Source organism: Limnohabitans sp. Hippo3 (assembly GCF_003063665.1).
Classification (GTDB): domain Bacteria; phylum Pseudomonadota; class Gammaproteobacteria; order Burkholderiales; family Burkholderiaceae_C; genus Limnohabitans_A.
Genome location: NZ_NESF01000002.1, coordinates 234,317 through 260,485, shown reverse-complemented (window position 1 = coordinate 260,485; position 26,169 = coordinate 234,317). Strand labels below are relative to the sequence as shown.

The window sequence follows — 26,169 nt, the reverse complement described above, 5'->3', positions numbered from 1 at the left end:
GAAGCGGGTTTTTTGGTCAGCGGCTCAAAAGCCCATCAGCCGCGTGAAGGCATCAAGGTGCCCGCCAGCGCAAACACCGAATTGGGGGCGGTGATCTTCAAGGTGCTTTTGGGCTTGGCAAACACACCGCGCTTGACGGCGGGTGCAGGCGCTGGCTCGACGGTGACGCCTTTGGTGCGCTGCTCGGCCACCAGTTGGCGCAGGCTGATCGACTGAAGATGTGTCAGCATTTTTTCGTTGAGGCTGGCCCACAGCTCGCTGTTCATCCAGCTGCCGTCGGCTGCGGTTTCGTCATCGGAAGGGGCGTCCACGGCACCCACGATGTCGGCCATGGTGATCTTTTCGGCGCTGCGCGACAGCGAATAACCGCCGCCCGGGCCACGCGTGCTCTCAACCAGGCCTTGCTGGCGCAGCTTGCTGAACAGCTGTTCCAGATAGGACAGCGAAATTTGGTGGCGCACGCTGATGGCGGCCAGCGACACAGGGCCGCGGTCTTCGCGCAGGGCGACGTCGATCATGGCGGTGACGGCAAATCGGCTCTTGGTGCTCAAACGCATGGTGTGCTCCTTTCTGCGTTGGACAAACCCTCATGGGCATTGCCCGGGTCAAGACTGCGTGGTTTGCAGTGGTGACTGAACGGTCATTTTCTCAGACTCATGACACAGTTGGGCATTACCCGTTCCATTTCAAGGGTAAATCCTGTGTATTTTTGTCGGAAATCAACTAAAAGCGCTCGTGGCCAGCCAGTTGCCGCCATTGGCCGGGCTCCAGCGGGGCCACGCTCAAACGGCCCACGCGTTGGCGGCGCAGGTCTTGTAGCGGGCATTGTTCGTCCAGCCAGCGGCCCAGCTCCAGCCCGTCGATGTCTTTGCCCGCGATGCGCAGCACCGTGACTTGCTCGGTCTGGCGGTTGATGCTGGCGCGGATGCCCGGGCCGTTCAGGGCTTTGACCAGGCCGCCTGGCACTTCGCCGCTCACGGTGGCCATCCATTCCTGCTCCATCGGGCTGCGGCGGTCTTCCAGGTGGCGCAATACGCCCACATCGTCCGAAAAAATACACAGCCCGCTGGCGGGTTTGGCCAGCGGCAGGGGCATCTCCATTTTGGCCAAGCGTGCCGGACCCCACAGGCCGGGCTGGGGGGCTTTCAGGCCCACGGTGTCTTCCAGCCAGGCCAGGTTGGCCACCCGGTGCGCGGGTTTGAACAGCACCAAGGTCAGCGGGGCCAGTGCGGCCATGGACACCAGGCGGTTGACTTGAACGGTTTGCTCCTCGCGGACACGCCGGGCCGGGTCGGTCACGACTTTGCCTGCCACCTGCACACCACTGGCCACGATCAGGGCTTCGGCTTCGCGGCGCGAGCAGTTTTGCTCGGCGGCCACGCGCTTGGCCAGGCGGATGCCTTCTTCAGAGGGGATCATCAAATCTTTCAGGACAGGGTTTGTTCGCGGATGTGGTCCACATGCGCTTGCAGCGAGCGGGCCGCCACCGGCCACAGGCGGGGCGGCACGTCGTCGTAGGCTTTTTCCACCCACTCTTGCAAGCTGCCTTGGGGCTGGGCCTGCATGGCGGCGGCGATTTTGGCCTCGCGCTTCAAGCGATGCGCCTTCAGATGCGTGATGGCCTGGTGGGCAAAGCCCAGCACATGGCCGTGCGCGGGCAGGATGAACTCAATCCCCTCGGCCTCGCAAGCGGCGGCCAGTTTGTCCAGCGAGTCGAGGTAGTCGCCCATGTGGCCATCAGGCGGGTCGATCACGGTGGTGCTGCCGTTGAGCACATGGTCGCCCGAGAACAGCAGGCCGTCTTCTTCGAGCACCAGGCACAGGTGGTTGGCCGCGTGGCCGGGGGTGTGCACCACGCGCAGGGTGTGGGTGATCTCGCCTTGGACGCCGATGCCTTGCAGCACCAGTTTTTCGCCATCTTCCAGCTCGCGCTCCGGGGTGAAGCGGCTGTTGGCGCGGGCGGTGGGCTTGGAGGCCAGGCCCAGAATCGGCGGCTTGTTCGTGCACAGGGCCTGCAAGAGGGGCGCGCCGGGGGAATGGTCCGGGTGCGAGTGGGTGCACACAATGGCTTTGATTTGCCCGCCTGCGGCACGCCACAGTCGCTGCAGGTGCTCGTCGTCGGCGGGGCCCGGGTCGATGGCGATGTAGCCGGTGTCCGGGTCACCCACCAAATAACTGTTGGTGCCGGGGCCGGTCATCACCCCGGGGTTGGGGGCCGTGAGGCGCTGCACGTTCTTGAGCAAGGGGACGGGCTGGTCGGTCTGCCAGTCCAGGTGGTGGTGGATTTGCCCGTCGGGCGTGACCAGGGCCAGCTCGCCAAACGGGGCTTCGTGCTCCATGTAACGCGCTTCGTTGCCCGCCAGCCAGCCGGCACGGGGGCAGCTGGTCCACAGCGGTTCGTCATTGACGGCGCAGGCTTGCAACACCGCGTCCACGTTGGCAAAGGCTTTGAGGCGTTCCAGCGTGCGGATGGTCGGGTAGACCATGAAGAAATCCCCCGCTTCGTGCCGGGCCAGCGCGTCAGCCGGGCGCACCCAGACCGGCTCGAACTGCTCGGATTCGTCGGCCACCGGGGTTTGGCCTTCGGGCATGCGGGCCACCAAAAAAGGCACGTCAAAGCGCCGCGGCAGGTCGCGGTCGGTGATCCAGTGGGCCAGCACAAAGACTTGCTCAGCGGCCAGCGTCAGGCCTCGGGCCTGGCATTGGGCGGCAAAAGGGCTTTGTCGGTCGATGGCGGCGATGTCGTCGTGGTTGGCCCAGTGCCCGTCTGCATGGCGGGCGAACAAGACGCCCAGCTCTTCAAAGCTCTCCCGGATGGCCGCAATCGCTTGTGTCAGGTGCAAGTCGCTTTGTGTGGGGCGGCGTTGCGCCAGGCTATGCGCCTGGGCATCGGCGGAGTCGATGCCGCCACCCGGGAACACATAGGCACCGGGCGCGAAACTGGCCGTCATCGAGCGGCGGGTCATCAGCACTTCGATGCCTTGCGGCCCGTCGCGCAGCAGCAGCACGGTGGCGGCGGGGCGCAGAGGGGCGGGTTCACGTTGGGGATAGAGGAGTTGGGAGGTGCGTGCCATGCCCCATTATCGGGGGACAGGAGGCCTGTTCCGGTGTGGGCCAAAGGTGATAATCGCGGCCATGCACATCCGCTTTACCAAGATGCAAGGGGCCGGCAACGACTTTGTCGTGCTCGACGAGACGCAAGGCCGCTTGGGCCTGAGCGCGGCCCAATACCGTTTTTTGGCCGACCGCCACTTTGGCGTGGGGGCCGACCAGATCCTCACGGTGCGGCCCTCGCCCGCGCCCGGGCTGGATTTTGAATACGTGATCCACAACGCCGATGGCGGTGAGGTGGAGCATTGCGGCAACGGGGCCCGCTGCTTTGTGCGCTATGTGCGCGACAAGGGCCTGACCGACAAAAGCACGGTGCGCGTCAAGGTGCAGCAGGGCGAGATTGAACTGCGCATGAACCCCGATGGCCGTGTCACGGTGGACATGGGGGCACCCATCTTTGATTGGGAACGCGTGCCCTTCAACCCCATTGGGCTCATCAGCGACCAGGTCAACGGCTGGCCCGTGTTCGATTTGGCGCTGGGCGAGCTGGGCATTGCCCGGGTGGGTGTGGTGTCCATGGGCAACCCGCATGCGGTGCAGCGCGTGGACGATGTGGACACCTTTCCGGTGCTGGCCCAGGGCCCGCTGATTGAAAACCACCCGGCTTTCCCCAAACGCGTGAACGCAGGTTTCATGCAGGTCGTCTCACGCCGCCAGATCAAGCTGCGCGTGTACGAGCGGGGCGCGGGCGAGACGCTGGCCTGCGGCACGGGCGCTTGTGCGGCGGTGGTCGCGGGCATTCGCCAGGGTTGGCTGGACGCGCGTGTGGATGTGCAGACCCACGGCGGTGTGCTCACCATCGAGTGGGCTGGTCAGGTCGACAGCCCGGTGCTGATGACCGGCCCGGCCACCTCTGTTTTTGAGGGCAGCATCGATGTGCCTGACTCGCTTTGACCTTTTGAATTTCTGGAGCCCCGCATGACCACGCCTGAACCCATGAGCCCGATCACCGAAGACGACATCGCCGACTATCTGGTGAACACGCCGGACTTTTTCGAGCGCCACGCCTCGCTCCTGGCCACGGTGCAGCTGACGCACCCCCAAAGCCACCGCACGGTGGGCCTGCAAGAGCGCCAGGCGCAAATGTTGCGCGACAAGATCAAGGGGCTGGAGCACCGCATCATGGACATGATCCGGCACGGCAACGAGAACATGATCCTCACCGACAAGCTGCACCGCTGGTCGTGTGAGTTGTTGGTGACGCCGCAGGACCAGCTGGCCGCGTCGGCGGTGGACAACATCCGTGAACTGTTTCAGGTGCCGCAAGTGGCTTTGCGCCTGTGGTCGCTGCAGGGTGCGCACGCGCAGGCGGCATATGCCCAGGGCGTGACCGAGGCCGTGCAGACGCTGGCTACCTCGCTGGACCGGCCTTATGTCGGGCTGAACTCGGGTTACGAAGCTGTGCAGTGGCTGGACGAGCCCACCCAGGCGGCTTCTTTGGCGCTGCTTGCTTTGCGTGCGGCACCAGGCCAGCCCGCTTTTGGCTTGCTGGTGCTGGCGTCTCCTGACGCCCAGCGCTTCAACAGCCAGATGGGCACCGACCTGCTCGAGCGCCTGGCTGAGTTGGCGGGTGCGGCCTTGTCGGTCTTGCGTCAGCAGGCTTGAGCTGTGTCGGACACGGCCACCGACCCGCTGGTGTCCCGTTATCTGGACCATGTGCGCTTTGAAAAGCGCCTGGCTGAACGCACCTGCACCCTGTACCAGCTGGATTTGACGCGCCTGGCCGAGATGGCGGCGGTCTCCCAAGTGCCCTTGTTGCAGGTGCAAAGCGGCCATGTGCGCCGCTGGGTGGCGCAGATGCACAGCGCCGGGCGCAGCGGGCGCGGCATTGCGCTCATCTTGTCGGGCTGGCGCGGGTTCTACACCTGGTTGGGACGCGAGGGTCTCGTGCCGCACAACCCGGTGGCCGATGTGCGGGCCCCGCGTGTGGCCAAGCCCTTGCCCAAAGCGTTGGGTGTGGACGAAGCGCTGCAATTGGCCGAGCACGAAGAGGACAACGATGACCCCTGGCTGGAAGCGCGCGATGTGGCCATGGTGGAGCTGCTGTACGGCTGCGGCCTGCGCATTGCCGAGCTGACCGGCTTGGACGTGGTGGCCAGCGCCGAAGCAGCCCACGCCGGGCGCGGCTGGATCGACCTGCCCAATGCCGAGGTGCAAGTGCAAGGCAAAGGCAGCAAGCGCCGCACCGTGCCTTTGGGACGCGCGGCCATTGAGGCGCTGAAGCACTGGCTGGCTGTGCGGCCGCAGTTGCCGGGCATGCTGACACAAGCCACCAAAGGGGCGTCCGCTTTGGCGCTGGCGCTGTTTCCCGGGCGGCATGGCACACGCCTCACGCCCCGCGGTGTGGCGCAGCGCCTCAAGCGCCGCAGCCTGTTGGCGGGTCTGGCCACCCCGGTGCACCCGCACATGCTGCGCCATTCTTTTGCCAGCCATGTGCTGCAGTCCAGCGGCGACTTGCGGGCGGTGCAAGAGTTGCTGGGCCACGCCAACATCAGCACCACCCAGGTCTACACGCGGCTGGATTTTCAGCACCTGGCCAGAACCTACGACGCCGCCCACCCCCGCGCCAAACGCAAATGAAGTCCCGCCCGGGCTGCTCGGTTGCGGCGTAAGGCCATGCCCGGTGGGCAGGTGCGGCGCTTGAATTCATCGCTACACTCCCCAACTCTTGTTTTCTTGTCCTGAACTGGAACCGCGCCATGTCCCTGATCTCCACCACCATCCTGACCGGCTTTCTGGGCTCGGGCAAAACCACCTTGCTCAAGCGCGTGCTGACCGAGGCCCACGGTCAAAAGATTGCCGTGATCGAGAACGAGTTTGGCGAAGAAAACATCGACAACGACATCCTGGTCTCGGACACCGATGAGCAGATCATCCAGATGAGCAACGGCTGCATTTGCTGCACAATCCGCGAAGACCTGCGCGTGACCTTGCAGCTGCTGGCCGCCAAGCGCCGCAAGGGCTTGCTCAGCTTTGACCGCATCGTGATCGAGACCACAGGCTTGGCCGACCCCGGTCCTGTGGCGCAGACCTTCTTCATGGACGACGAGATTGCCGAGACTTTTTTGCTCGATTCCATCTTGACCCTGGTGGACGCCAAGCACGCGGCCCAGCAGCTCAACGACCGCCAGGAAGCCCGCCGTCAGGTGGGCTTTGCCGACCAGATATTCATCAGCAAGGCCGATCTGGTCTCGCCCGAGGAGCTGGACGCCTTGCAGCACCGCCTGAAACACATGAACCCGCGCGCCCCACAAAAAGTGGTGCATTTTGGTGAGGTGGCTTTGTCCGAGGTGTTCGACCTCAAAGGCTTCAACCTGAACGCCAAACTGGACATCGACCCGGACTTCCTGAAAGACGATGCCCATGACCATGTGCATGGAGAGCATTGCGACCACCCATCCCACCAACATGATCATGACCATGAACATGACCATGAACACGGTGAGCACTGCGACCACCCCTCTCACCAGCATGACCATGCGCACGGCCACGGGCACCACCATCACCACGACGATGACGTGAAAAGCTTTGTGTTCCGCTCGGACAAAGCCTTTGATCCGGCCAAGCTGGAGGATTTTCTGGGGGCCATCGTCAACATTTATGGCCCGCGCATGCTGCGCTACAAGGGTGTGTTGAACATGCGCGGTACCGAGCGCAAGGTGATTTTCCAGGGCGTGCACCAGCTCATGGGCAGCGATTTGGGCCCGATGTGGGCCGATGGCGAAGCCAAAACGAGCAAGATGGTATTCATTGGTATCGATTTGCCCAAGGACATCTTGCTGCAGGGCCTGGAGCAGTGTTTGGTCTGAGCCAGCTCGTGGCCTCTTGTCGGTCTGCGGGTCCACAGACTTGAACTTGTCTTTAATCGGCTACGCTGCATTTTTTGATCGTTCTTATCGCTACAATCGCCCGCCTGAAGCCCCCCCTTTCCGGGCGGGTTGGTGAACCCCATAAGGTCTATAACAAGGGTTTGGAATGCAAATGAACAGGTTTTTCAATCGGTTGCTGCAGTGTGGCAAGAGGTTTGGGCCTGCCCTTTCACACGGCTAGGAGACAAGACGTGAAGACCGCGAACAAAAAAGTGGCCACCCGAGTGACCGCCAGCGCCGCCAAGGCGGCACCGGCCAAAAAACCAGTGCCCGCCAAGAAGACCACGCCCGCCAAAAAAGCAGCACCGGCCAGAAAGGCCGCACCCGCCAAAAAAACAGTGCCGGTGAAAAAGTCGGCCCCCGCCAAATCGGCCAGCCCTGTGAAATCCAAACCCAAAGCTGCAGCGCCCCTGGCCCAGAAGGGCAAAACGGTGGCGGCACCTGCCAAGACTGTGAAGGCGGCCAAACCCGCTGCGACGGCCAAAGTGGCTGCAGCCAAGACCCCTGCCAAAGCGGCTCCCCCCACACGCGCCGCAGCTTCCAAGCCAAGCCCGGCCCCCAAGGCCCCAGTGGCTGCGAAGCCGGCTCCCTCCAAGATGATTTCCGTACCTGAAGCGAAACCTATGACTGTTAAAAAAGTGGCGACACCGACTCCTGAGGTCGCCCAAGCTGCCGCACCGTCTGCTGTGCCTGTAGCGGCTGCTGCCCCCGATCAATTGGTGCGTGCCACCCGGCCTTCTGCCCGTCTGGCGCAGATCACGGTGCCGTCCTTGCCACAGGCGGTGGCCTCCACGGCCGCCAAAGCCAGTTTCATGCCCAGCGCCCCTGTGGCAGCGGTCGCTGCGCCTTTTGCCCCCATCAAGAAAGACCCCAAGCTGGCCAACAACTGGCAGAGTAAACCGGTGGAAGCCTTGAGCGATGCCGAAATTCTGGCCATGCCCGACGACGAGTACATGAACAGCGTGCAGATGGCTTATTTCCGCCGCAAGCTGACCCTCCTGAAGCAGGACATCCTGAACAGCGCCGGGGCCACGACCGAGCATTTGCGCGAGGACACCGTGGTGGTGCCCGATCCGGCCGACCGTGCCACGATCGAAGAAGAGCACGCCTTGGAGCTGCGCACCCGTGACCGCGAGCGAAAGCTGCTCAAGAAAATCGAACAGTCGATTGGCTTGATCGATGCGGGTGACTACGGCTACTGCGATGAGACGGGCGAACCCATCGGTGTGGGCCGTCTGTTGGCCCGTCCAACCGCCACCCTGTCGCTGGAAGCCCAGCAGCGGCGCGAATTGAAGCAAAAGATGTTTGGTGACTGAAGCGACAGGTTCTCTGTCCATGGCACGAAAAAGCCCCTGACCAGGGGCTTTTTCATGTCTGCAGCGGCGCAGGCCGTGCTGGAAACCGTTCATCGGGTTTTCATGCATTTGTTATTTTTGATTTTTTAAAATCCTTCACAGGTTACTTTCATTGCCACTTGTAAGTGCCTAATCTACAAAGAAATTCTGCTTCCGTCTGGCTTCAAATTCAGCGCTAAGCCATTGATTTCATTGAAAAAAATCGATCTACACCTGTTGAGTTGCACCGAATTCCTGATACAGTGCAAAAAAGTGCAATTAAGTGGGGAAAAGTGTCTCCGCTGGCGCGTTTCAACTGGAAAAGGTCGTTGCTGTGTTTCAAGGGGCTTCATCGCTGAGTCTGGATGCCAAAGGGCGGTTGTCTGTACCGACCCGGCACCGTGACGTCCTGAGCGCGACAGCCCAAGGCCAGCTGACCATCACCAAGCACCCGCACGGCTGCCTGATGGTGTTTCCCCGCCCCGAGTGGGAAAAGTTCCGTGAGCGCATTGCCCAGCTCCCCATGTCCGCGCAGTGGTGGAAACGCATTTTTTTGGGCAACGCCATGGATGTGGAGATGGACGGCACCGGTCGCGTGCTGATCTCGCCCGAACTGCGTCAAGCAGCGGGCATCTCCAAGGACACCATGCTGCTGGGCATGGGCAACCACTTCGAGCTGTGGGACAAAACCACTTACGACGCGCAGGAAGCGCAGGCCATGCAGGGCGAGATGCCCGATGTGTTCAAGGATTTTTCGTTCTGAACGCGATGACCGAAGCTGCACTGACCCACACCACCGTGCTCCTGAACGAGGCCGTGGACGAATTGCTCCGGGCCTCTGCAGGTGCTGACGGCACTTATGTGGACGCCACCTTTGGCCGCGGTGGGCACTCGCGCTTGATTTTGTCCCGCCTCTCGGCCCAAGGCCGTTTGCAGGCTTTTGACAAAGACCCGGAGGCCATTGCCGAAGCCGGACGCATGGCAGACAGCCGGTTTTCGATCCGGCACGAAGGCTTTTCGCACCTGGGTGAGCTGCCGCCCGGCAGCGTCGATGGTGTGCTGATGGACCTGGGCATCAGCTCCCCCCAGATTGACAGCCCCGAGAGGGGTTTTTCTTTTCGTTTTGAGGGCCCGCTTGACATGCGCATGGACACCACGCGCGGCGAGAGCGTGGCCGATTGGCTGGCAACGGCCACGGTGGATCAAATCACGGAGGTGATACGTGACTATGGCGAGGAACGGTTTGCTTTTCAGATTGCAAAGGCGCTTGTGGCTCGCCGACAAGAGCGGGGCCCAATTTCAACCACCACCGATCTGGCCCAGCTCGTGGCTGACACGGTCAAAACCCGCGAGCCGGGTCAGAACCCTGCAACGCGGACATTTCAGGCTTTTCGGATTTTCATCAACGCCGAGCTTGAAGAGCTCGAACAGGCGCTAGAAGCCAGCTTGAAGGTGTTGTCGCCCGGCGGGCGTTTGGTGGTCATCAGTTTCCATTCGCTGGAAGACCGCATCGTCAAGCAGTTCATCGCCAAGCACTCCAAAGAAGTGGTGGACCGCCGGGTGCCATTTGCTGCCCCCGTGAAGATGCGTCTGAAAGCCTGTGGCCGCGTGCGGCCCAGCGAGGACGAGGTGCGCGGCAACCCACGCTCACGCAGCGCGATCATGCGCATGGCCGAGCGCACCGAGGTGCCGGCATGACCCGCCTGAGCATCTTGCTGCTGATGGCTGTGCTGGCCAGCGCGCTGGTGTTGGTGCACAGCCAGTACGAGACGCGCCGTTTGTTCATGGCGCTGGAGTCGGCCAAAAAAGAGGCCAAGCGTCTGCAAGTGGACCACGACCGCCTGCAGGTGGAGCGCCGCGCGCAGGCTACGCCTTTGCGGGTGGAGCAAATTGCGCGTCAGCAGTTGCAAATGCGCGCGGCTTCACCGGCCATCACCCAATACGTCTCGACCCAGGGTGCCGCAGCACAGGAGGCTCGCCCATGAGCCGCAGCGTCCAGCTGTCGTCGAGCCCCTTGCTGGCCAGCAAGACCCCGGTCTGGCGCAGCAAATTGATTGTGGCGGCCATTGCGCTGGGCTTCACGGGCTTGATCGCTCGTGCGGCCTATGTGCAGGTGTTTGCCAACGACTTTTTCTTGCGCCAAGGCGAAGTTCGTTTTGCCCGGACGCTGACCTTGCCCGCCAACCGGGGGCGCGTGCTCGACCGCAACGGCATGCTGCTGGCGTCGAGCGTGCCCGCGCCCAGCATTTGGGCCAACCCGGAAGACATCGAGCGCGATCCGGCCAAGTTGCGCGAGCTGGCACGCTTGCTGGATATGAGCCCCGCCGAGCTGGACAAGAAACTCAAGGACGACGAAAAGACCTTTGTCTGGTTGCGCAGGCAGCTCGACGAGCCGGTCGTCAAGCAGATCCTGGCGCTGGGCATCAAGGGCGTGTACGACATCAAGGAGTACAAGCGTTTGTACCCCGAGGGTGAAGCGGCGGCCCACATCGTGGGCTTCACCAATGTGGAAGACCAGGGCCAGGAAGGCGTGGAGCTGGTGTTCCAGAAGCAGCTGTCCGGCAAGCCCGGTTCACGCCGTGTCATCAAGGACCGTCTGGGTCGGGTGGTCGAAGACGTGGGCGAGACGGTGCCCCCTGTCGATGGCGAGGACCTGCAGCTGAGCATTGACAGCAAAGTTCAGTTTTTCGCCTACCAGAAGCTGCGCGAAGCGGTGCTGGAGCATAAAGCCAAAGCCGGCAGTGTGGTGGTGCTCGACGCCCAGTCGGGCGAGGTCCTGGCCTTGGCCAATTACCCCAGTTATTCGCCCGACAAGCGCGTCAACCTGAGCGGTGAGCAGTTGCGCAACCGCGCCTTGACCGACACCTTCGAGCCCGGCTCCACCATGAAGCCGTTTGCGGTGGCCTTGGCGCTGGAAAAAGGGCTGGTCAAGCCGGAGACCCCGATCCAGACCGCGCCCGGCCGTATCACCATCACCGGCTCGACCATCACCGATGCCCACCCGCATGGCGTGCTCAGCGTCAATGAAGTGATCCAGAAGTCGAGCAACGTGGGCACCGTGAAGTTGGCCATGCAGATGCAGCCCCGCGAGATGTGGGAGATGTTTGCCCAGGTCGGTTTTGGACAAAAACCGCAGCTCCCATTTCCGGGGGTGGTCAGCGGGCGTTTGCGTCCTTACAAAACCTGGCGGCCGATCGAGCAGGCTACCATGAGCTACGGCTACGGCATTTCAGGCAGCCTGTTCCAAGTGGCCAGGGCCTACACCGTGTTCGCCCGCGACGGTGAGGTGGTGCCTGCCACCTTGATGAAGGCCGAGCAACAGGTCACGGGCGTGCGCGTCATCAGCGCAGACAACGCCAAAGCGATGCGCAAGATGCTGCAGATGGCCGCAGGCCCCGGCGGTACGGCGCAAAAAGCCCAGACCATGGGTTACTCCGTTGGCGGCAAGACCGGTACGGCGCACAAACAAGAGGGCAAGGGTTACGCGGGCAAAAAATACCGCGGCTTCTTTGTCGGCATGGCCCCCATTGAGGCACCCCGCATCGTGGTGGCGGTGATGATCGATGAGCCCAGCAACGGCCGCTACTACGGTGGCGATGTGGCTGCGCCCGTGTTCAGCCAGACGGTGCAGCAAACGCTGCGCCTGATGGGTGTGCAGCCCGACATGGCGGTCAAACCCCAAATTGTGGCCAAGTCGGTCGAGGAGTCGTTCTGATGCAGATGCTGCACAACGCCTCCGAAGCGGCCCGCTGGTTGCGCACGCATGTGACGGGCGAGCTGCGCACCAACAGCCGCTTGGTGCAGGCGGGCGACGGCTTCATCGCTTGGCCGGGTGCCGCCACCGATGGACGGCGTTACCTCGCTGCAGCGCTGGCACAGGGGGCTACAGCTTGCCTGATGGAGGCGCAGGACCATGCGCCTTGGTTGCAGGGTCTGCAGGCCGAGGCCACCCCCAAGCTGGCAGGTATGGCAGGGCTCAAGGCGCAGACGGGGCTGGTGGCCGATGCCTACTACGAACACCCCAGCCAGGCCTTGAAGGTGCTGGCGGTCACAGGCACCAACGGCAAAACATCCACAGCCTGGTGGCTGGCGCAGGCGCTGTCTTCGCCTGTGCTGCAGCAAGCCTGCGGGCTGGTAGGCACCTTGGGCGTAGGCCGCTTGCCGCACCTGGTGTCCACAGGCATGACCACGCCCGACCCGGTGCTGCTGCAGCGGCAATTCAGACAGTTCGTGGATGAGGGCGTCACGCATTGCGCCATCGAAGCCTCGTCCATTGGCCTGGCCGAGCACCGCCTGGATGGCACACGCATCTGCGTGGCCGTGTTCACCAATTTCACGCAGGACCACCTGGACTACCACGGTGACATGGCCCGCTATTGGTCGGCCAAGGCCGCTTTGTTTGACTGGCCTGGCCTGCAGTCCGCCGTCGTCAACATCGATGACGCGCAAGGCGCGTTGCTGGCCCAGCAGTTGCAAGGCGGCCCGCTCGATGTCTGGACCTGTTCGCGCCGTGGCCCGGCGCGTCTGCAAGCGCGGGCCTTGCCCGGCGGTCAGGGCTTGGCTTTTGAGGTGATCGAGGGCCACGCCGCGCACACCTTGCAAACGGGTTTGATCGGCGACTACAACATGGACAACCTGCTGGGCGTGATCGGCAGTTTGCGGGCCCTGGGTTTCGATTTGGCGCAAGCGGTGCAAGCTTGTGCACAGTTGACGGCGGTGCCCGGCCGCATGGAGCGCGTGCGGGGTGATGCGCCTGGCGCAGCGAATGAATGGTCATGGCCACTGGTGGTGGTGGACTATGCCCACACGCCCGATGCCATCACCCAGGCGCTGAGCGCACTGCGCTCGCAAGCCCAGGCCCGTGGGGGGCGCCTGTGGTGTGTGTTGGGCTGCGGTGGTGACCGCGATGCCAGCAAGCGCCCCTTGATGGCCGCAGCGGCCGAAGCGGCGGCCGACCACGTGGTGCTGACCAGCGACAACCCCCGCAGCGAATCGCCCGAGGCCATTGTGACCGCCATGGTCAAGGGTTTGAAGCGCCCGCAGTCGGTCCGGATTGAATTGGACCGCGCTCTGGCCATTGCCCAGGCGGTGGCGCAAGCGCAGGCGCAAGACGTGGTGCTGGTGGCGGGCAAAGGCCACGAAAGCGAACAAGAGATCATGGGCGTGCGCCACCCGTTTTCGGATGTGGCCCAGGCCCGCATGGCTTTGCAGCAACGCGCTGCACAGCCGCAAGGGGCGGCCGCATGAACGCCGTGAACAGCGCCATGCATCTGAAGCTGACGCAGGCCCTCGGCTGGCTGAGTCAGGCACGCGGCGTGGGTCTACAGGATGTGGTGGTCGACCGGGTGCACACCGACAGCCGCAGCCTGCAAGCGGGCGATTTGTTTTTGGCCTTGCGCGGCGAGCGTTTTGATGGCAACCAGTTCATCGCCCAGGCCAAGGCACAGGGTGCCGTCGCGGTGGTGTGCGAGGCCTCTGGCGAAGCCCAGGCGCTGGCGCAGGGCTTGCCTGCCCTGGTGGTGCCCGATGCGCGCATCGCTTTGGGTGAGCTGGCTGCAGGCTGGCGTGCGCAGTTCAGCTTGCCGTTGATTGCGGTGACCGGCAGCAACGGCAAAACCACCGTGACGCAAATGATCGCGTCCATCTTGCGTGCCCATGCCGGGGACGACGCTTTGTCCACCCAGGGCAACCTGAACAACGACATTGGCGTGCCCTTGACCCTGTTCAATTTGCGTGCCCACCACCGCATCGCCGTGGTCGAGTTGGGCATGAACCACCCCGGCGAGATCGCCTACTTGTCTCAATTGGCCCGGCCGACTGTGGCCTTGGTGAACAACGCGCAGCGCGAGCACCAGGAATTCATGGGGACGGTCGAAGCTGTGGCCCATGAAAACGGTGCGGTGCTGCAGGCCCTGCCGCCGGAAGGCGTGGCCGTGTTCCCGGTCGACGATGCCTACACCCCGATCTGGCAGGGTTTGTCGGATGGGCGCTTGCAGCGCGGTTTTGCCATGGCGTCCACCTCAGACGCCGATGTGCGGGCCGCTGTGGTGGTCTGGCAGTCGGGCGCCTGGCAGTTCACCCTCAAGACCCCCGAGGGCACCGCGCCTGTGCGTTTGCACATTGCCGGGCGTCACAACGTCAAAAACGCTTTGGCAGCGAGCGCCTGCGCCTTGGCAGCAGGGGTGCCCTTGGCCGCCGTGGTCCAGGGCCTGGTGGCTTTTGAGCCGGTCAAGGGGCGCTCGCGTGCGCTGCTGCTGCACAGCGGTGGTGCGGACATCACCGTGATCGATGACAGCTACAACGCCAACCCCGATTCGGTGCGTGCTGCGATTGACGTGTTGGCCGAGCTGCCTGCGCCGCGTTTGCTGGTGCTGGGCGACATGGGTGAAGTGGGCAACCAAGGCCCCGAGTTCCATGCCGAGGTGGGCGCTTATGCGGCCGAGCGCGGCATCGAGGCGCTCTACACCCTGGGTGACTTGTGCGTGCACAGCGCGCAGGCTTTTGGTGCGGCCCGGCACTTCGCAGGCATCGACAGTTTGCTGGGTGTGGTGACAGGGCAGCTGGGTGAATTCAACAGCGTGGTGGTCAAAGGTTCGCGCTTCATGAAGATGGAGCGCGTGGTCCAGGCGCTGCTGACGCGCAGCGAAGACCAGCATAACCACAACAACGATAAAAAAGAGGAGCCCCATGCTGCTTAGCCTGGCCCAATGGTTGCAAACCTTGTCCCCGGAGTGGGGCTTTTTGCGTGTGTTCCAGTACATCACCTTCCGTGCGGTGATGGCCGCGATGACGGCGCTCTTGATCGGTCTGGCCGCAGGCCCCTGGGTCATCCGCCGCCTGACTTCGCTCAAGATCGGCCAGCCCATCCGTGGCTACGGCATGGAGTCGCACCTGTCCAAAAGCGGCACACCCACCATGGGTGGCGTGCTGATTTTGTTGTCGATTGCCGTGTCGACGGTGCTCTGGTTTGACTTGTCCAACCGCTTCGTGTGGATCGTGCTGATCGTGACCTTGGGCTTTGGTGCGATTGGCTGGGTGGATGACTGGCGCAAGGTGGTCAACAAAGACCCCGAAGGCATGCGCTCGCGCGAAAAGTATTTCTGGCAATCGGTCATCGGCTTGGTGGCTGCCTTGTACCTGGTGTTCAGCATTTCCGAAGTCTCCAACCTGCGCGTGCTGGACCTGTTCGGGAAATGGGTGATGTCGGGTTTTGACGTGAACCTCCCCCCCAAGGCCGGCTTGCAGGTGCCGTTTTTCAAGGAAATCAACTACCCGCTGGGCGTGCTGGGCTTTGTGGTCCTGACCTATCTGGTCATCGTCGGGGCCAGCAATGCGGTCAATTTGACCGACGGTTTGGATGGTCTGGCCATCATGCCGGTGGTCATGGTGGGTTCGGCACTGGGCGTGTTCGCCTATGTGACGGGCAGCTCGGTGTACTCCAAGTACCTGTTCTTCCCGCACATTCCGGGTTCGGGCGAGTTGTTGATTTTTTGCGCCGCCATGGCGGGGGCGGGCCTGGCCTTTTTGTGGTTCAACACGCATCCAGCCCAGGTGTTCATGGGTGACGTGGGGGCGCTGGCGCTGGGTGCGGCGCTGGGCACCATTGCCGTGATCGTGCGCCAGGAAATCGTGCTGGCCATCATGGGCGGCATCTTCGTGGTCGAGGCCTTGTCGGTGATGGCGCAGGTCACGTACTTCAAATACACCAAGAAAAAATACGGCGAGGGTCGGCGCATCCTGAAGATGGCGCCCTTGCACCACCATTTTGAAAAGAGCGGCTGGAAGGAAACGCAAGTCGTGGTGCGTTTCTGGATCATCACCATGCTGCTGTGTCTGGTCGGCTTGTCGACCCTGAAGCTGAGGTAAGCCATGCAGCTCCAAGGTCAACACGTTCTGATTCTCGGTTTGGGTGCTTCGGGCCTGGCGATGGCCCGCTGGTGCGCGCATGCCGGGGCGGACGTGACCGTGGCCGACACCCGTGACACGCCGCCCCAGTTGGCCGCTTTGCAGTCCGAGTGGCCTGCGGTGCGTTTTGTGTCCGGGCCATTTGTGGCCAGTCTGGTGGAGGGCACTTCGGTGCGTGCGGTGTTCCGCAGCCCGGGTCTCGCGCCCGACGTGGTGGCCCCGGTGGTGGACGCCGCCCGAGCCATGGGCTTGTGGCAAGGCAGTGAGCTGAGCTTGTTTGCCGCTGGCTTGCAGGATTTGAAAGCACGCTTTGGGTATGCCCCGCAGGTGCTGGCCATCACGGGCACCAACGGCAAGACCACGGTCACATCGCTCACCGGGCAGCTGGTGGCGCGTGCGGGCAAAACCGTGAAAGTGGCGGGCAACATTGGCCCCACGTTGCTGGACACCTTGACCGAAGCCATGGCCCAAGCGCAAGCGCAGGTCGAGCAAGAAGCAGCCGAGCGCGCCGCCGCCGAGCTTGAGAAGGCAGATGCGAACAGTGAGCCGCCAACGGTGACAGCAGCCCAGGAGGCGGTCATCCCCGCACCACAGCAGGATGAGTCGACCAGCGAGCTGGCCGATACAGACGAAACGCTGGACCGCCTGGAGGGCGAGAGCGACGCGGAACTGCCGCTGCCCGTTCCTCCTGCCGTGCAGGACCCCATGGCCCAGGCGCTGCCTCAGGTGTGGGTGCTGGAGCTGTCGAGCTTCCAGCTCGACAGCAGCGAGGGCTTTGAGCCGACCGCTGCGACGGTATTGAACCTCTCGCAAGACCACCTGGACTGGCACGGCAGCATGGCCGCCTATGCCGCTGCCAAAGCCCGCATTTTTGGCGCTCAAGGCCTGATGGTGCTCAACCGCGAAGACGCGCAGGTCATGGCCATGCGGCCCGAGCCTGTGCGCGTGAAGTTGCAAAAGCCTGTCGAGCGCGCTTGTGTGCTGTTTGGGGGCGACATGCCTCAGCGCCCAGGCGACTTTGGTATCGAAGTCACACACGGCATGACGTGGTTGGTGCGCGCCCTGGAGGCCGATGAAACACGACGCCGCCGCAAGGATGCGGCCGAAGAGTTGCACATCCAGCGCCTGATGCCTGCCGACGCGCTGCGCATTCGTGGCCGCCACAACGCGGTCAATGCGCTCGCTGCCCTGGCGCTGGCCAGCAGTGCCGGTTGCGCCTTGGGCCCCATGCTGTATGGCCTGCGCGAATACCGGGGCGAGCCCCATCGGGTGGAGCCGGTCGCCATCGTGGGCGAGGTGGAGTATTTTGACGACAGCAAGGGCACCAATGTGGGGGCCACCGTGGCTGCCCTGCAAGGCTTGGGCGCAGACCGCCGCGTGGTGCTCATTTTGGGGGGCGATGGCAAAGGCCAGGACTTCACGCCCTTGGTCGATCCCGTGTCGCGTTTTGCCCGGGGGGTGGTCTTGATCGGCCGCGATGCACCTGTCATCCGCGAAGCGCTGCAAGACACGGACGTGCCGCTGCACGATGCCGCCGACATGCATGCGGCCGTGGCGCAGGCCGCCGCCATCGCCCGCAGTGGCGACGCGGTTTTGATGTCGCCCGCTTGTGCCAGCTTTGACATGTTTGACAACTACGGCCACCGCGCCGAGGTGTTTGTGCAGGCCGTGGCCGGTTTGGCCGAAGCGGCGGGTGTGGCCATGGAGGGCGGGTTGTGAGCGAAGCGCTGTCATTCCCGCAACGTCTGCAGGCAGGCCTGGCCCATTGGGGGCAGGTGCTCACAGGCCGTGCATCGCGTGGCCATACTGCGGGTACACAGGGTTTGCCTGTCAATCTGGGCAGCTACGATTTCGCCCGCAACAGCGCAGGCTCAGCCCACCGCTTGCAGAGCGTGGACCAGGCACTTGTCTGGGTGGTGGTCGCCTTGCTCATGTGGGGCATGGTCATGGTGTATTCAGCGTCGATCGCCATGCCGGACAACCCCCGTTTTTCGCGCTACACACAAACCCATTTTTTGACGCGGCATCTGATCTCCATGGTGGTGGGCAGTGTCATGGCCTTGCTGGCCTTCCAGGTGTCCACCGAGACCTGGGAAAAAGTGGCCAGGCCTTTGTTTGTGGTGTCTCTGGTGTTGCTGGCGCTGGTGTTGATTCCCTTCATCGGCAAGGGCGTCAACGGTGCGCGGCGCTGGATTTCCTTTGGCATCATGAATTTCCAGCCCTCCGAGTTGGCCAAATTCGCGACCATCATTTATGCGGCCGACTACATGGTGCGCAAGATGGAGGTGAAAGAGCGCTTCTTCCGTGCGGTCTTGCCCATGGGTGCTGCGGTGGCTTTGGCCGGGGTGTTTTTGCTGGCCGAGCCTGACATGGGCGCTTTCATGGTGATCGCCATCATCGCCATGGGCATCCTGTTTCTGGGCGGTGTCAATGCCCGCATGTTCTTCCTGATTTTTGCGGTGCTGGTGGGCGCGTTTGTGGTGATGATTGCCGCATCCCCTTGGCGCCGTGACCGCATCTTTGCTTATCTGGACCCCTTCAGTGCCGAGCACGCTTTGGGCAAGGGGTACCAGCTCTCGCATTCCCTGATCGCCATCGGCCGGGGTGAGGTGTGGGGCGTAGGTTTGGGCGGCAGCGTGGAAAAACTGCACTGGTTGCCCGAAGCCCACACCGACTTTTTGCTGGCCGTGATCGGTGAAGAGTTTGGTTTGGTGGGTGTGTCTTTGGTCATTGTGATGTTCCTGTGGCTCAGCCGCCGCATCATGGTGATTGGCCGTCAGGCCATCGCCCTCGACAAGGTGTTCTCCGGTCTGGTGGCCCAGGGCGTGGGCATCTGGATTGGTTTTCAGGCCTTCATCAACATGGGTGTGAATTTGGGCGCTTTGCCCACCAAGGGCCTGACACTGCCTTTGATGAGCTACGGCGGTTCGGCCATCATGATGAACCTGATCGCCATCGCGGTGGTGCTGCGCATCGACGCCGAGAACAAACAGATGATGCGCGGAGGCAGGGCATGACGCAAAAATGCGCACTGGTCATGGCGGGTGGCACAGGGGGGCACATCTTCCCGGGTCTGGCCGTGGCAGAAGCCCTGCGCGAGGCGGGTTGGCGCGTGCACTGGTTGGGCGCACCGGACAGCATGGAAAGCCAGCTGGTGCCGCCGCGTGGCTTCGCCTTTGAAACGGTGGCCTTTGGCGGTGTGCGCGGCAAAGGTTTCGCAACATTGGCCTTCTTGCCACTCAAGCTGCTGCGCGCTTTTTGGCAAAGCCTGCAGGTGGTGCGCCGGGTCCAGCCCGATGTGGTGCTGGGGCTGGGCGGCTACATCACGTTCCCCGGCGGCATGATGGCCAGCTTGTGGGGCAAGCCTTTGGTGCTGCACGAACAAAATTCGGTAGCGGGCCTGGCCAACAAGGTGCTGGCGCAAGTGGCCGACCGGGTGTTCACCGCCTTCCCCGGCGTTTTCAAAACCGGGCAATGGGTGGGCAACCCTTTGCGCCAGGCCTTCACCCAACAAGCCTCGCCAGCCGAGCGTTTTGCCGGGCGAACAGGCCCTTTGCGTGTACTGGTGGTGGGCGGCAGCCTGGGGGCCAAGGCCCTGAACGACATCGTGCCGCAGGCCTTGGCCTTGATGCCAGAGGCCACACGCCCGCAAGTCATCCACCAAAGCGGTGCCAAACAAATCGAAGCCCTGCGGGCCAACTACGCGGCCGCAGGCGTGCAGGCCGAGTTGACGCCTTTCATCGACGACACCGCCGCCGCCTTTGCGCAAGCCGATCTGGTGATCTGCCGCGCAGGCGCCAGCACCGTGACTGAGCTGGCGGCCGTGGGTGTGGCCGCCTTGTTTGTGCCCTTCCCGTTTGCGGTCGACGACCACCAGACCACCAATGCGCAGTTTTTGGTGGCCTCCGGTGGCGGCTGGCTGGTGCCGCAGGCGGAGTTGACCGCGCAGAACCTGGTCGAGCGCCTGACGGCCTTGAGCCGCGACACATTGCAAGACGTGGCACAAAAAGCCCACGCACAGAAAAAAACAAATGCGACCAGGGAGGTTGTGATGGCTTGTGAGGAGTTGGCGGCATGAAACACGCCATCCGAAAAATTCATTTCATCGGTGTGGGCGGCTCGGGCATGAGCGGCATTGCCGAAGTGTTGCTCAATCTGGGTTACCAGATTTCCGGCTCCGATTTGTCCGACAGCGCCACGCTGCGTCGCCTGGCGGCTTTGGGCATTGCCACGCATGTGGGGCATTCGGCCGACAACGTCCAAGACGCCGATGCGGTGGTCACCTCCACCGCCGTCAAAGCCGACAACCCTGAGGTGCTGGCCGCGCGCGAGCGCCACATCCCCATCGTGCCGCGCGCTGTCATGCTGGCCGAGCTGATGCGCATGAAGCAGGGCGTCGCTATTGCTGGCACACACGGCAAAACCACCACCACCAGCCTGGTGGCCAGTGTGTTGGCCGAGGCTGGGTTGGACCCCACCTTTGTGATTGGCGGACGCCTCAACAGCGCAGGGGCGAACGCCAAGCTGGGCACGGGCGACTACATCGTGGTCGAGGCCGACGAGTCCGACGCCTCCTTCCTGAACCTGTTGCCTGTGATGGCGGTGGTCACCAACATCGACGCCGACCACATGGAGACCTACGGTCACGACCTGGCCCGTTTGAAAGCCGCGTTCGTGGAGTTTTTGCACCGCATGCCTTTTTACGGCACCGCGATTGTCTGTGTGGACGATCCGGGTGTGCAGTCCATCGTGCAGGACATTGCCCGGCCTGTCACCAGCTATGGCCTGAGCGAAGGTGCCCAAGTGCGGGCCGTGGATGTGCGGGCGGTGCAGGGGCAGATGCATTTCACGGTGCAGCGGCGCAATGGCGTGACCTTGCCCGATTTGCCCCTGGTGCTGAATTTGCCGGGCTTGCACAACGTGCTCAACGCCTTGGCGGCTGTGGCCGTCGCGGTGGAGTTGGGAGTGGATGATGCGGCTGTGCAGCGGGCGTTGGCCAATTTCAAGGGCGTGGGACGCCGTTTTCAGCGCTATGGCGAGGTGCGCGTGCCCGGAGGCGCTGGGCGCTTCACGGTCATTGACGATTACGGGCACCACCCGGTCGAGATGGCGGCCACGCTGGCTGCCGCCCGCGGGGCGTTCCCGGGTCGCCGGCTGGTGTTGGCGTTCCAGCCCCACCGCTACAGCCGCACGCGCGATTGCTTTGAAGACTTTGTGAAAGTCATTGGCCAAGGCTGCGACAGCGTGCTGCTGTCCGAGGTGTACGCCGCAGGCGAAGCCCCCATCGTGGCCGCCGATGGCCGTTCGCTGGCCCGCGCCTTGCGTGTGGCGGGCAAGGTCGAGCCGGTTTTTGTCGATGCGATCGCCGACATGCCACAAGCCGTGCTCAGCAACGCCCGTGACGGCGATGTGGTGATTTGCATGGGCGCCGGCTCCATCGGGGCCGTGCCTGCCCAAGTGGTCGAGTTGGGAGGTGCCGCATGACTGCCTTGAATCTGGGCAAGGTGGCCGTGCTCATGGGCGGTCGATCGGCCGAACGCGAAGTGTCCTTGATGTCGGGTCAGGGCGTGCTGAACGCCTTGCGCGCATCGGGCGTGGATGCCCATGCGTTCGATCCGGCCGAGCGGGAATTGAGCGAACTCAAGCGCGCAGGTTTTTCGCGTTGCTTCATTGCCTTGCATGGCCGTTATGGCGAAGACGGCACGGTGCAGGGTGCTTTGGAGTTGCTGGGCATCCCCTACACCGGCTCGGGTGTGATGGCGTCCAGCATCGCCATGGACAAGACCATGACCAAACGCGTCTGGTTGGCCGAAGGCCTGCCCACCCCTGCTTATGTGCTGGTGCGGCGGGATCAGCTGGGCAGTGTGTCGATGGAGACGCTGATCCAGACCTTGGGCTTGCCGATGATCGTCAAGCCAGCCCGAGAAGGCTCCTCGATCGGGGTGACCAAGGTCACGCAGGCTCAGGACCTGCCTGCTGCGCTGGCCGCGGCCGCGCAGTGCGACGCCGACATCCTGTGCGAAAAGTGCATTGTGGGTGACGAAGTCACTTGCCCGGTGCTGGGCCCGGCAGAGGCCGCCAAGGCACTGCCAGTGATTCGCATCGTGGCCCCCGAGGGCAATTACGACTACCAGAACAAGTATTTCACCGACGACACCCAGTACCTGGTGCCCAGTGGCCTGCCCGCTGCAGAAGAGGCCGCCATCGAGGCCCTGGTGGTCAAGGCCTACCAGGTCTTGGGTTGCCGGGGCTGGGGACGCCTGGATGTGATGATCGATGCGACCACACGCAAGCCCTACCTGCTGGAAATCAACACCTCGCCCGGCATGACCGGTCACTCGTTGGTGCCCATGTCGGCCAAAGCCGCAGGCATTCCTTACGAGGCGCTGTGCTGCCAGTTGTTGGCCGCTGCCACGCTGGACCATGTGCAGGAGGTGCGTGGGTGAAAACGACGATGGCTTTGCCGCTGGACATCCGCCTCATGAACATGGCTGCAGCCTTGCTTACAGCAGTGTTCGTGCTGCTGGTGCTGGGCGGTGGGGCCTGGTGGCTGCTGCGGCATCCGGCGTTTGCGATCCAAGCGATCACGGTGCAAGGCGAGGTCACGCGCAACAACGCGGTGACCTTGCGGGCCAATGTCGTGCCGCAGCTCAGTGGCAATTTTTTCACCATGGATCTGAAGCGCACACGCGACGCCTTCGAGGCCGTGCCCTGGGTTCGGGAGGCCGTGGTGCACCGTGATTTCCCCAATCGCCTGAAAGCGGTGTTGAAGGAGCACGAACCCATGGCGCTGTGGGGCGATGACAGCGCCAACAAGATGGTGAACCAGCAAAGCCGCGTGTTCGAGGCCAACATCGAAGAAGTGGATGTGGAAAACCTGCCACGCCTCAAAGGCCCGGATGCGCAGTCGCAGACCGTGGTGCAGCTGTACCGCCTTTTGTTGCCGATGTTCGAGGCGATGGACATGGGCATTGAGCAGTTGGAGTTGACCCCCCGAGGCAGCTGGCGTGTGGTGACCGACAGCGGTGCGCTGCTGGAGCTGGGGCGGGGCACAGAGGCGGAGATCACCGCCCAGCTGAAAGTATTTTTCAGGACGCTGTCGCAAGTGACGGCCCGCTATGGCCGCACGCCGACCGCTTTGGCCGGGGCGGATTTGCGTCACAAGGATGGCTATGCCTTGCGCCTGCGGGGTGTGACCACGCTGGAAGCAGACGGCAAGAAAAAGCTTTGACGGGTCAAGACACAAGAATGAAACGGAAACGGTGATTCAAATGGCAAAAGAGTACAAAGATCTGGTGGTGGGCTTGGACATCGGCACTTCCAAAGTGATGGCGGTGGTGGCCGAGGTGATGCCCGATGGCGAACTCAAGATCGCGGGTTTGGGCATTGCGCCGGGCAATGGCCTCAAGCGCGGTGTGGTGGTCAACATCGACGCCACGGTGCAAAGCATCCAGCAGGCCCTCAAGGAAGCCGAGTTGATGGCCGATTGCAAGATCACCCGCGTCAATGTGGGCATCACGGGCAGCCATATCCGGGGCATCAACTCCAGCGGCATGGTGGCGATCAAGGACAAGGAAGTCACGCAAGCCGATGTGGCCCGCGTGATGGAAACTGCACGAGCGATCAACATTTCGACCGACCAGCGCTTGTTGTTGGTGGCACCACAGGAGTTTGTGATCGACGGCCAGGAAGTCAAAGAGCCGATCGGCATGAGCGGCATGCGCCTGGAAGCCAAGGTCCACATCGTCACAGGTGCACAAAGTGCAGCCGAAAACATCATCAAGTGCGTGCGCCGCTGCGGCCTGGAGGTTGACCAGCTGTTGCTCAACCCGCAGTCGTCCAGTTTGGCTGTGCTGTCAGAAGACGAGCGCGAGCTGGGTGTGGTGTGCGTGGACATTGGCGCTGGCACCACCGATGTGGCGATTTTTGCCAACGGCTCGATCCGCCACACCGCCGTGATTCCGATTGCCGGTGACCTGATCACCAGCGACATTGCCATGGCTTTGCGCACGCCAACGAAGGACGCCGAGGACATCAAAGTCGAAAGTGGTTACGCCAAGCAACTGCTGGCCGACCCCGATGCGCAAGTCGAGGTGCCGGGTTTGGGCGACCGGGGGCCGCGCATGCTCAGTCGCCAGGCTTTGGCGGGTGTGATCGAGCCGCGCATCGAAGAAATTTTCTCGCTGGTGCATCAGGTCATCCGCGAGTCAGGTTACGAAGAGGTTTTGTCGTCGGGCATTGTGCTGACGGGCGGCAGCGCCGTCATGCCCGGCATGGTCGAGCTGGGCGAGGACATCTTCCTCAAGCCCGTGCGCCGTGGCCTGCCCAAATATGCAGGCGGCCTGGCCGACATGGTCAGCCAGCCCCGTGCCGCCACCGTGATGGGCCTCTTGGAAGAAGCCCGCTTGGCCCGCCTGCGGGGCTACAAGGTCACCCAAAAGAAGAGTTCGGTGAACAACGCTTTTGGCCGCTTCAAGGACTTCATTGTGGGGAACTTCTGATGAACTGGAAAAAGAGATTTCTGGCTAGAAGCAGCCCGCCGGTTTCGCGACCGTGTCGATGTTGACACTTTGACCCACCCCAGCATTCACAAAAAAATTTTCGGCAACTGCAAACAAATTTAGGAGTAGCACCATGACCATTGAAATGATCCAAACCGAAGAGTTCAACCAAGGCACCCAGATCAAAGTGATCGGGGTTGGCGGTGGCGGCGGCAACGCTGTGGAGCACATGATCGAGCGCCAGGTCCAGGGCGTTGAATTCGTGTGCGCCAACACCGATGCGCAGGCCTTGGCCCGCAGCGCGGCTCACCGTTTCATTCAGCTCGGTCAGACTGGTCTGGGCGCGGGCAGCAAGCCTGAAAAAGGCCGCGAAGCCGCTGAAAGCGCCGAAGCCGACATCCGCGCCGCCATCGAGGGCGCGCACATGTTGTTCATCACCGCCGGTATGGGGGGCGGCACAGGCACGGGCGCTGCGCCTGTGATTGCCCGCATCGCCAAAGAGATGGGCATCCTGACGGTGGGTGTGGTGACCAAGCCGTTTGAATTTGAAGGCGGTCGCCGCATGGCGAATGCCGACGTGGGCATGCAGGAACTCGAAGCCAATGTGGATTCGCTGATCGTGGTGCTGAACGAAAAGCTGCTGGAATTGCCCGGCGGTGAAGACATGACGCAAGACGAGGCCTTTGCCCACGCCAACGACGTGTTGAAAAACGCTGTGGGCGGCATTGCCGAGATCATCAATGTGCCCGGCCATGTGAACGTCGACTTTGAAGACGTGCGCACCGTGATGGGTGAGCCCGGCAAGGCCATGATGGGCACCGCCGCCGCCAGCGGCCCTGACCGCGCCCGCATCGCGGCCGAGCAGGCCGTGGCCTGCCCGCTGCTCGAAGGTGTGGACCTGTCGGGTGCCAAGGGTGTGCTGGTGCTGATCAGCGCCGCCAAGGGCTCGCTCAAGCTGTCCGAGTCCAAGCAGGCGATGAACACCATCCGTGCTTACGCCTCCGAAAACGCCCATGTGATCTACGGCACGGCCTATGACGAAAGCTTGGGCGACGAGATCCGCGTGACGGTGGTGGCCACTGGTTTGTCCAAGGTGGGTGCCCGCCGCACAGCCCCACCTCTGCAAGTGCTGCGTACCGGCACCGACAACGTGCCTTTCACCGTGGGTGGGCAAGACGCGGTGGCCGCCTCGGGCAATGCCGCTGCGCCTTTGGCCAACAGTGGTTTGAATGTGCCCGCCTACTGGCGCAGCAACCGTACCCATGCAGCGGCCCGTGTGGACGGCATGGCCAATGCGGGCATGGACGACATCGAGATCCCCGCTTTCCTGCGCAAGCAAGCGGACTGATCGCTTGATCTGAGTTTCATTTCTGGTGCTTTGGGGCCAGACGGGCGCTTGCCTGTCTGGCCCCTTTTTGCGTGAGGTCATGACCAGGTTGGCCGCTGAAG

Annotated in this window: 24 protein-coding genes; 20 read left to right on the top strand and 4 right to left on the bottom strand. The window is 63.0% G+C overall.

Annotated elements, in window-relative coordinates; genetic code table 11:
• Positions 1-35: 35 nt before the first annotated feature.
• The 3 genes from B9Z34_RS05670 to B9Z34_RS05660 all read right to left on the bottom strand — a co-directional run bounded on the left by B9Z34_RS05670 (position 36) and on the right by B9Z34_RS05660 (position 3,074).
• The gene (locus B9Z34_RS05670) at positions 36-557 is read right to left on the bottom strand and encodes an Rrf2 family transcriptional regulator (protein ID WP_108427122.1); all 522 of its coding nucleotides are present in this window, start codon (positions 555-557) and stop codon (positions 36-38) included.
• 166 nt (positions 558-723) lie between these two features.
• Positions 724-1,419 carry a S4 domain-containing protein gene (locus B9Z34_RS05665; protein ID WP_108427121.1) on the bottom strand — a complete coding sequence of 232 codons (696 nt, stop codon included), beginning with the start codon at positions 1,417-1,419 and terminating at the stop codon, positions 724-726.
• Between the two features lie 8 nt (positions 1,420-1,427).
• Positions 1,428-3,074 (bottom strand): MBL fold metallo-hydrolase, encoded by a 1,647-nt coding sequence (locus B9Z34_RS05660; RefSeq protein WP_108427120.1) that lies wholly within the window; start codon positions 3,072-3,074, stop codon positions 1,428-1,430.
• A gap of 61 nt (positions 3,075-3,135) precedes the next feature.
• On the opposite strand from B9Z34_RS05660, the gene dapF reads away from it, so the two are divergent.
• The 4 genes from dapF to B9Z34_RS05640 all read left to right on the top strand — a co-directional run bounded on the left by dapF (position 3,136) and on the right by B9Z34_RS05640 (position 6,920).
• Positions 3,136-4,005 carry a diaminopimelate epimerase gene (gene dapF, locus B9Z34_RS05655; protein WP_108427119.1) on the top strand — a complete coding sequence of 290 codons (870 nt, stop codon included), beginning with the start codon at positions 3,136-3,138 and terminating at the stop codon, positions 4,003-4,005.
• A gap of 24 nt (positions 4,006-4,029) precedes the next feature.
• Complete coding sequence (locus tag B9Z34_RS05650) at positions 4,030-4,716, top strand: DUF484 family protein (protein WP_108427118.1); 687 nt, start codon at positions 4,030-4,032, stop codon at positions 4,714-4,716.
• Between the two features lie 3 nt (positions 4,717-4,719).
• Positions 4,720-5,691: a tyrosine recombinase XerC gene (locus tag B9Z34_RS05645; protein ID WP_108427117.1), complete on the top strand. Its 972-nt coding sequence runs from the start codon at positions 4,720-4,722 to the stop codon at positions 5,689-5,691.
• A gap of 119 nt (positions 5,692-5,810) precedes the next feature.
• A complete protein-coding gene (locus B9Z34_RS05640; RefSeq protein ID WP_108427116.1) occupies positions 5,811-6,920 on the top strand; it encodes a GTP-binding protein in 1,110 nt (369 codons plus the stop codon).
• 229 nt (positions 6,921-7,149) lie between these two features.
• Here B9Z34_RS05640 and B9Z34_RS14605 read toward each other — a convergent pair whose 3' ends face one another.
• On the bottom strand, positions 7,150-7,575 hold the full coding sequence (locus B9Z34_RS14605; protein ID WP_108427115.1) for a hypothetical protein: 426 nt from the start codon (positions 7,573-7,575) through the stop codon (positions 7,150-7,152).
• Positions 7,576-7,603: 28 nt separating this feature from the next.
• Between B9Z34_RS14605 and dksA the strand changes: the two genes are divergently transcribed.
• The 16 genes from dksA to ftsZ all read left to right on the top strand — a co-directional run bounded on the left by dksA (position 7,604) and on the right by ftsZ (position 26,068).
• A complete protein-coding gene (dksA, locus tag B9Z34_RS05630) occupies positions 7,604-8,296 on the top strand; it encodes an RNA polymerase-binding protein DksA (protein WP_369907582.1) in 693 nt (230 codons plus the stop codon).
• Between the two features lie 352 nt (positions 8,297-8,648).
• A complete protein-coding gene (gene mraZ, locus B9Z34_RS05625; RefSeq protein ID WP_108351518.1) occupies positions 8,649-9,077 on the top strand; it encodes a division/cell wall cluster transcriptional repressor MraZ in 429 nt (142 codons plus the stop codon).
• 5 nt (positions 9,078-9,082) lie between these two features.
• The gene (gene rsmH / locus B9Z34_RS05620; RefSeq protein ID WP_108427114.1) at positions 9,083-10,012 is read left to right on the top strand and encodes a 16S rRNA (cytosine(1402)-N(4))-methyltransferase RsmH; all 930 of its coding nucleotides are present in this window, start codon (positions 9,083-9,085) and stop codon (positions 10,010-10,012) included.
• Positions 10,009-10,299, top strand: coding sequence for a cell division protein FtsL (gene ftsL, locus B9Z34_RS05615; protein ID WP_108427113.1), 291 nt, complete (start codon positions 10,009-10,011; stop codon positions 10,297-10,299). Before rsmH ends, ftsL begins: the two co-directional genes overlap by 4 nt.
• Complete coding sequence (locus B9Z34_RS05610; RefSeq protein ID WP_108427112.1) at positions 10,296-12,029, top strand: penicillin-binding protein 2; 1,734 nt, start codon at positions 10,296-10,298, stop codon at positions 12,027-12,029. Before ftsL ends, B9Z34_RS05610 begins: the two co-directional genes overlap by 4 nt.
• Positions 12,029-13,561 carry a UDP-N-acetylmuramoyl-L-alanyl-D-glutamate--2,6-diaminopimelate ligase gene (locus tag B9Z34_RS05605; RefSeq protein WP_108427111.1) on the top strand — a complete coding sequence of 511 codons (1,533 nt, stop codon included), beginning with the start codon at positions 12,029-12,031 and terminating at the stop codon, positions 13,559-13,561. Before B9Z34_RS05610 ends, B9Z34_RS05605 begins: the two co-directional genes overlap by 1 nt.
• Positions 13,558-15,012, top strand: a complete 1,455-nt coding sequence (gene murF / locus B9Z34_RS05600; protein ID WP_108427110.1) for a UDP-N-acetylmuramoyl-tripeptide--D-alanyl-D-alanine ligase — start codon at positions 13,558-13,560, stop codon at positions 15,010-15,012. The genes B9Z34_RS05605 and murF overlap by 4 nt, the downstream gene beginning before the upstream one ends.
• The gene (gene mraY, locus B9Z34_RS05595) at positions 15,002-16,180 is read left to right on the top strand and encodes a phospho-N-acetylmuramoyl-pentapeptide-transferase (protein ID WP_108427109.1); all 1,179 of its coding nucleotides are present in this window, start codon (positions 15,002-15,004) and stop codon (positions 16,178-16,180) included. Before murF ends, mraY begins: the two co-directional genes overlap by 11 nt.
• 3 nt (positions 16,181-16,183) lie before the next feature.
• Positions 16,184-17,938 carry a UDP-N-acetylmuramoyl-L-alanine--D-glutamate ligase gene (gene murD, locus B9Z34_RS05590; protein ID WP_108427108.1) on the top strand — a complete coding sequence of 585 codons (1,755 nt, stop codon included), beginning with the start codon at positions 16,184-16,186 and terminating at the stop codon, positions 17,936-17,938.
• A 56-nt stretch (positions 17,939-17,994) separates the two neighbouring features.
• Complete coding sequence (gene ftsW / locus B9Z34_RS05585; protein ID WP_233249440.1) at positions 17,995-19,236, top strand: putative lipid II flippase FtsW; 1,242 nt, start codon at positions 17,995-17,997, stop codon at positions 19,234-19,236.
• A complete protein-coding gene (gene murG, locus B9Z34_RS05580; protein WP_108427107.1) occupies positions 19,233-20,297 on the top strand; it encodes an undecaprenyldiphospho-muramoylpentapeptide beta-N-acetylglucosaminyltransferase in 1,065 nt (354 codons plus the stop codon). Before ftsW ends, murG begins: the two co-directional genes overlap by 4 nt.
• Positions 20,294-21,703, top strand: coding sequence for a UDP-N-acetylmuramate--L-alanine ligase (gene murC, locus B9Z34_RS05575; RefSeq protein WP_108427106.1), 1,410 nt, complete (start codon positions 20,294-20,296; stop codon positions 21,701-21,703). Before murG ends, murC begins: the two co-directional genes overlap by 4 nt.
• Positions 21,700-22,665, top strand: a complete 966-nt coding sequence (locus B9Z34_RS05570) for a D-alanine--D-alanine ligase (protein WP_108427105.1) — start codon at positions 21,700-21,702, stop codon at positions 22,663-22,665. The genes murC and B9Z34_RS05570 overlap by 4 nt, the downstream gene beginning before the upstream one ends.
• Positions 22,662-23,450, top strand: a complete 789-nt coding sequence (locus B9Z34_RS05565; RefSeq protein ID WP_108427104.1) for a cell division protein FtsQ/DivIB — start codon at positions 22,662-22,664, stop codon at positions 23,448-23,450. The genes B9Z34_RS05570 and B9Z34_RS05565 overlap by 4 nt, the downstream gene beginning before the upstream one ends.
• Before the next feature lie 40 nt (positions 23,451-23,490).
• The gene (ftsA, locus tag B9Z34_RS05560; RefSeq protein ID WP_090044934.1) at positions 23,491-24,720 is read left to right on the top strand and encodes a cell division protein FtsA; all 1,230 of its coding nucleotides are present in this window, start codon (positions 23,491-23,493) and stop codon (positions 24,718-24,720) included.
• 133 nt (positions 24,721-24,853) lie between these two features.
• A complete protein-coding gene (ftsZ, locus tag B9Z34_RS05555) occupies positions 24,854-26,068 on the top strand; it encodes a cell division protein FtsZ (RefSeq protein WP_108427103.1) in 1,215 nt (404 codons plus the stop codon).
• The last annotated feature ends 101 nt before the right edge of the window (positions 26,069-26,169 follow it).

Coding starts and splice junctions, on each gene's coding strand:
- murF (WP_108427110.1), top strand. CDS start 13,558: ATGAACGCCGTGAACAGCGCCATGCATCTGAAGCTGACGCAGGCCCTC.
- B9Z34_RS05640 (WP_108427116.1), top strand. CDS start 5,811: ATGTCCCTGATCTCCACCACCATCCTGACCGGCTTTCTGGGCTCGGGC.
- B9Z34_RS05610 (WP_108427112.1), top strand. CDS start 10,296: ATGAGCCGCAGCGTCCAGCTGTCGTCGAGCCCCTTGCTGGCCAGCAAG.
- B9Z34_RS05605 (WP_108427111.1), top strand. CDS start 12,029: ATGCAGATGCTGCACAACGCCTCCGAAGCGGCCCGCTGGTTGCGCACG.
- ftsZ (WP_108427103.1), top strand. CDS start 24,854: ATGACCATTGAAATGATCCAAACCGAAGAGTTCAACCAAGGCACCCAG.
- B9Z34_RS05665 (WP_108427121.1), bottom strand. CDS start 1,419: ATGATCCCCTCTGAAGAAGGCATCCGCCTGGCCAAGCGCGTGGCCGCC.
- rsmH (WP_108427114.1), top strand. CDS start 9,083: ATGACCGAAGCTGCACTGACCCACACCACCGTGCTCCTGAACGAGGCC.
- murD (WP_108427108.1), top strand. CDS start 16,184: ATGCAGCTCCAAGGTCAACACGTTCTGATTCTCGGTTTGGGTGCTTCG.
- dksA (WP_369907582.1), top strand. CDS start 7,604: ATGACTGTTAAAAAAGTGGCGACACCGACTCCTGAGGTCGCCCAAGCT.
- B9Z34_RS05570 (WP_108427105.1), top strand. CDS start 21,700: ATGACTGCCTTGAATCTGGGCAAGGTGGCCGTGCTCATGGGCGGTCGA.
- B9Z34_RS05660 (WP_108427120.1), bottom strand. CDS start 3,074: ATGGCACGCACCTCCCAACTCCTCTATCCCCAACGTGAACCCGCCCCT.
- ftsL (WP_108427113.1), top strand. CDS start 10,009: ATGACCCGCCTGAGCATCTTGCTGCTGATGGCTGTGCTGGCCAGCGCG.
- B9Z34_RS05650 (WP_108427118.1), top strand. CDS start 4,030: ATGACCACGCCTGAACCCATGAGCCCGATCACCGAAGACGACATCGCC.
- mraY (WP_108427109.1), top strand. CDS start 15,002: ATGCTGCTTAGCCTGGCCCAATGGTTGCAAACCTTGTCCCCGGAGTGG.
- dapF (WP_108427119.1), top strand. CDS start 3,136: ATGCACATCCGCTTTACCAAGATGCAAGGGGCCGGCAACGACTTTGTC.
- murC (WP_108427106.1), top strand. CDS start 20,294: ATGAAACACGCCATCCGAAAAATTCATTTCATCGGTGTGGGCGGCTCG.
- murG (WP_108427107.1), top strand. CDS start 19,233: ATGACGCAAAAATGCGCACTGGTCATGGCGGGTGGCACAGGGGGGCAC.
- ftsA (WP_090044934.1), top strand. CDS start 23,491: ATGGCAAAAGAGTACAAAGATCTGGTGGTGGGCTTGGACATCGGCACT.
- B9Z34_RS05670 (WP_108427122.1), bottom strand. CDS start 557: ATGCGTTTGAGCACCAAGAGCCGATTTGCCGTCACCGCCATGATCGAC.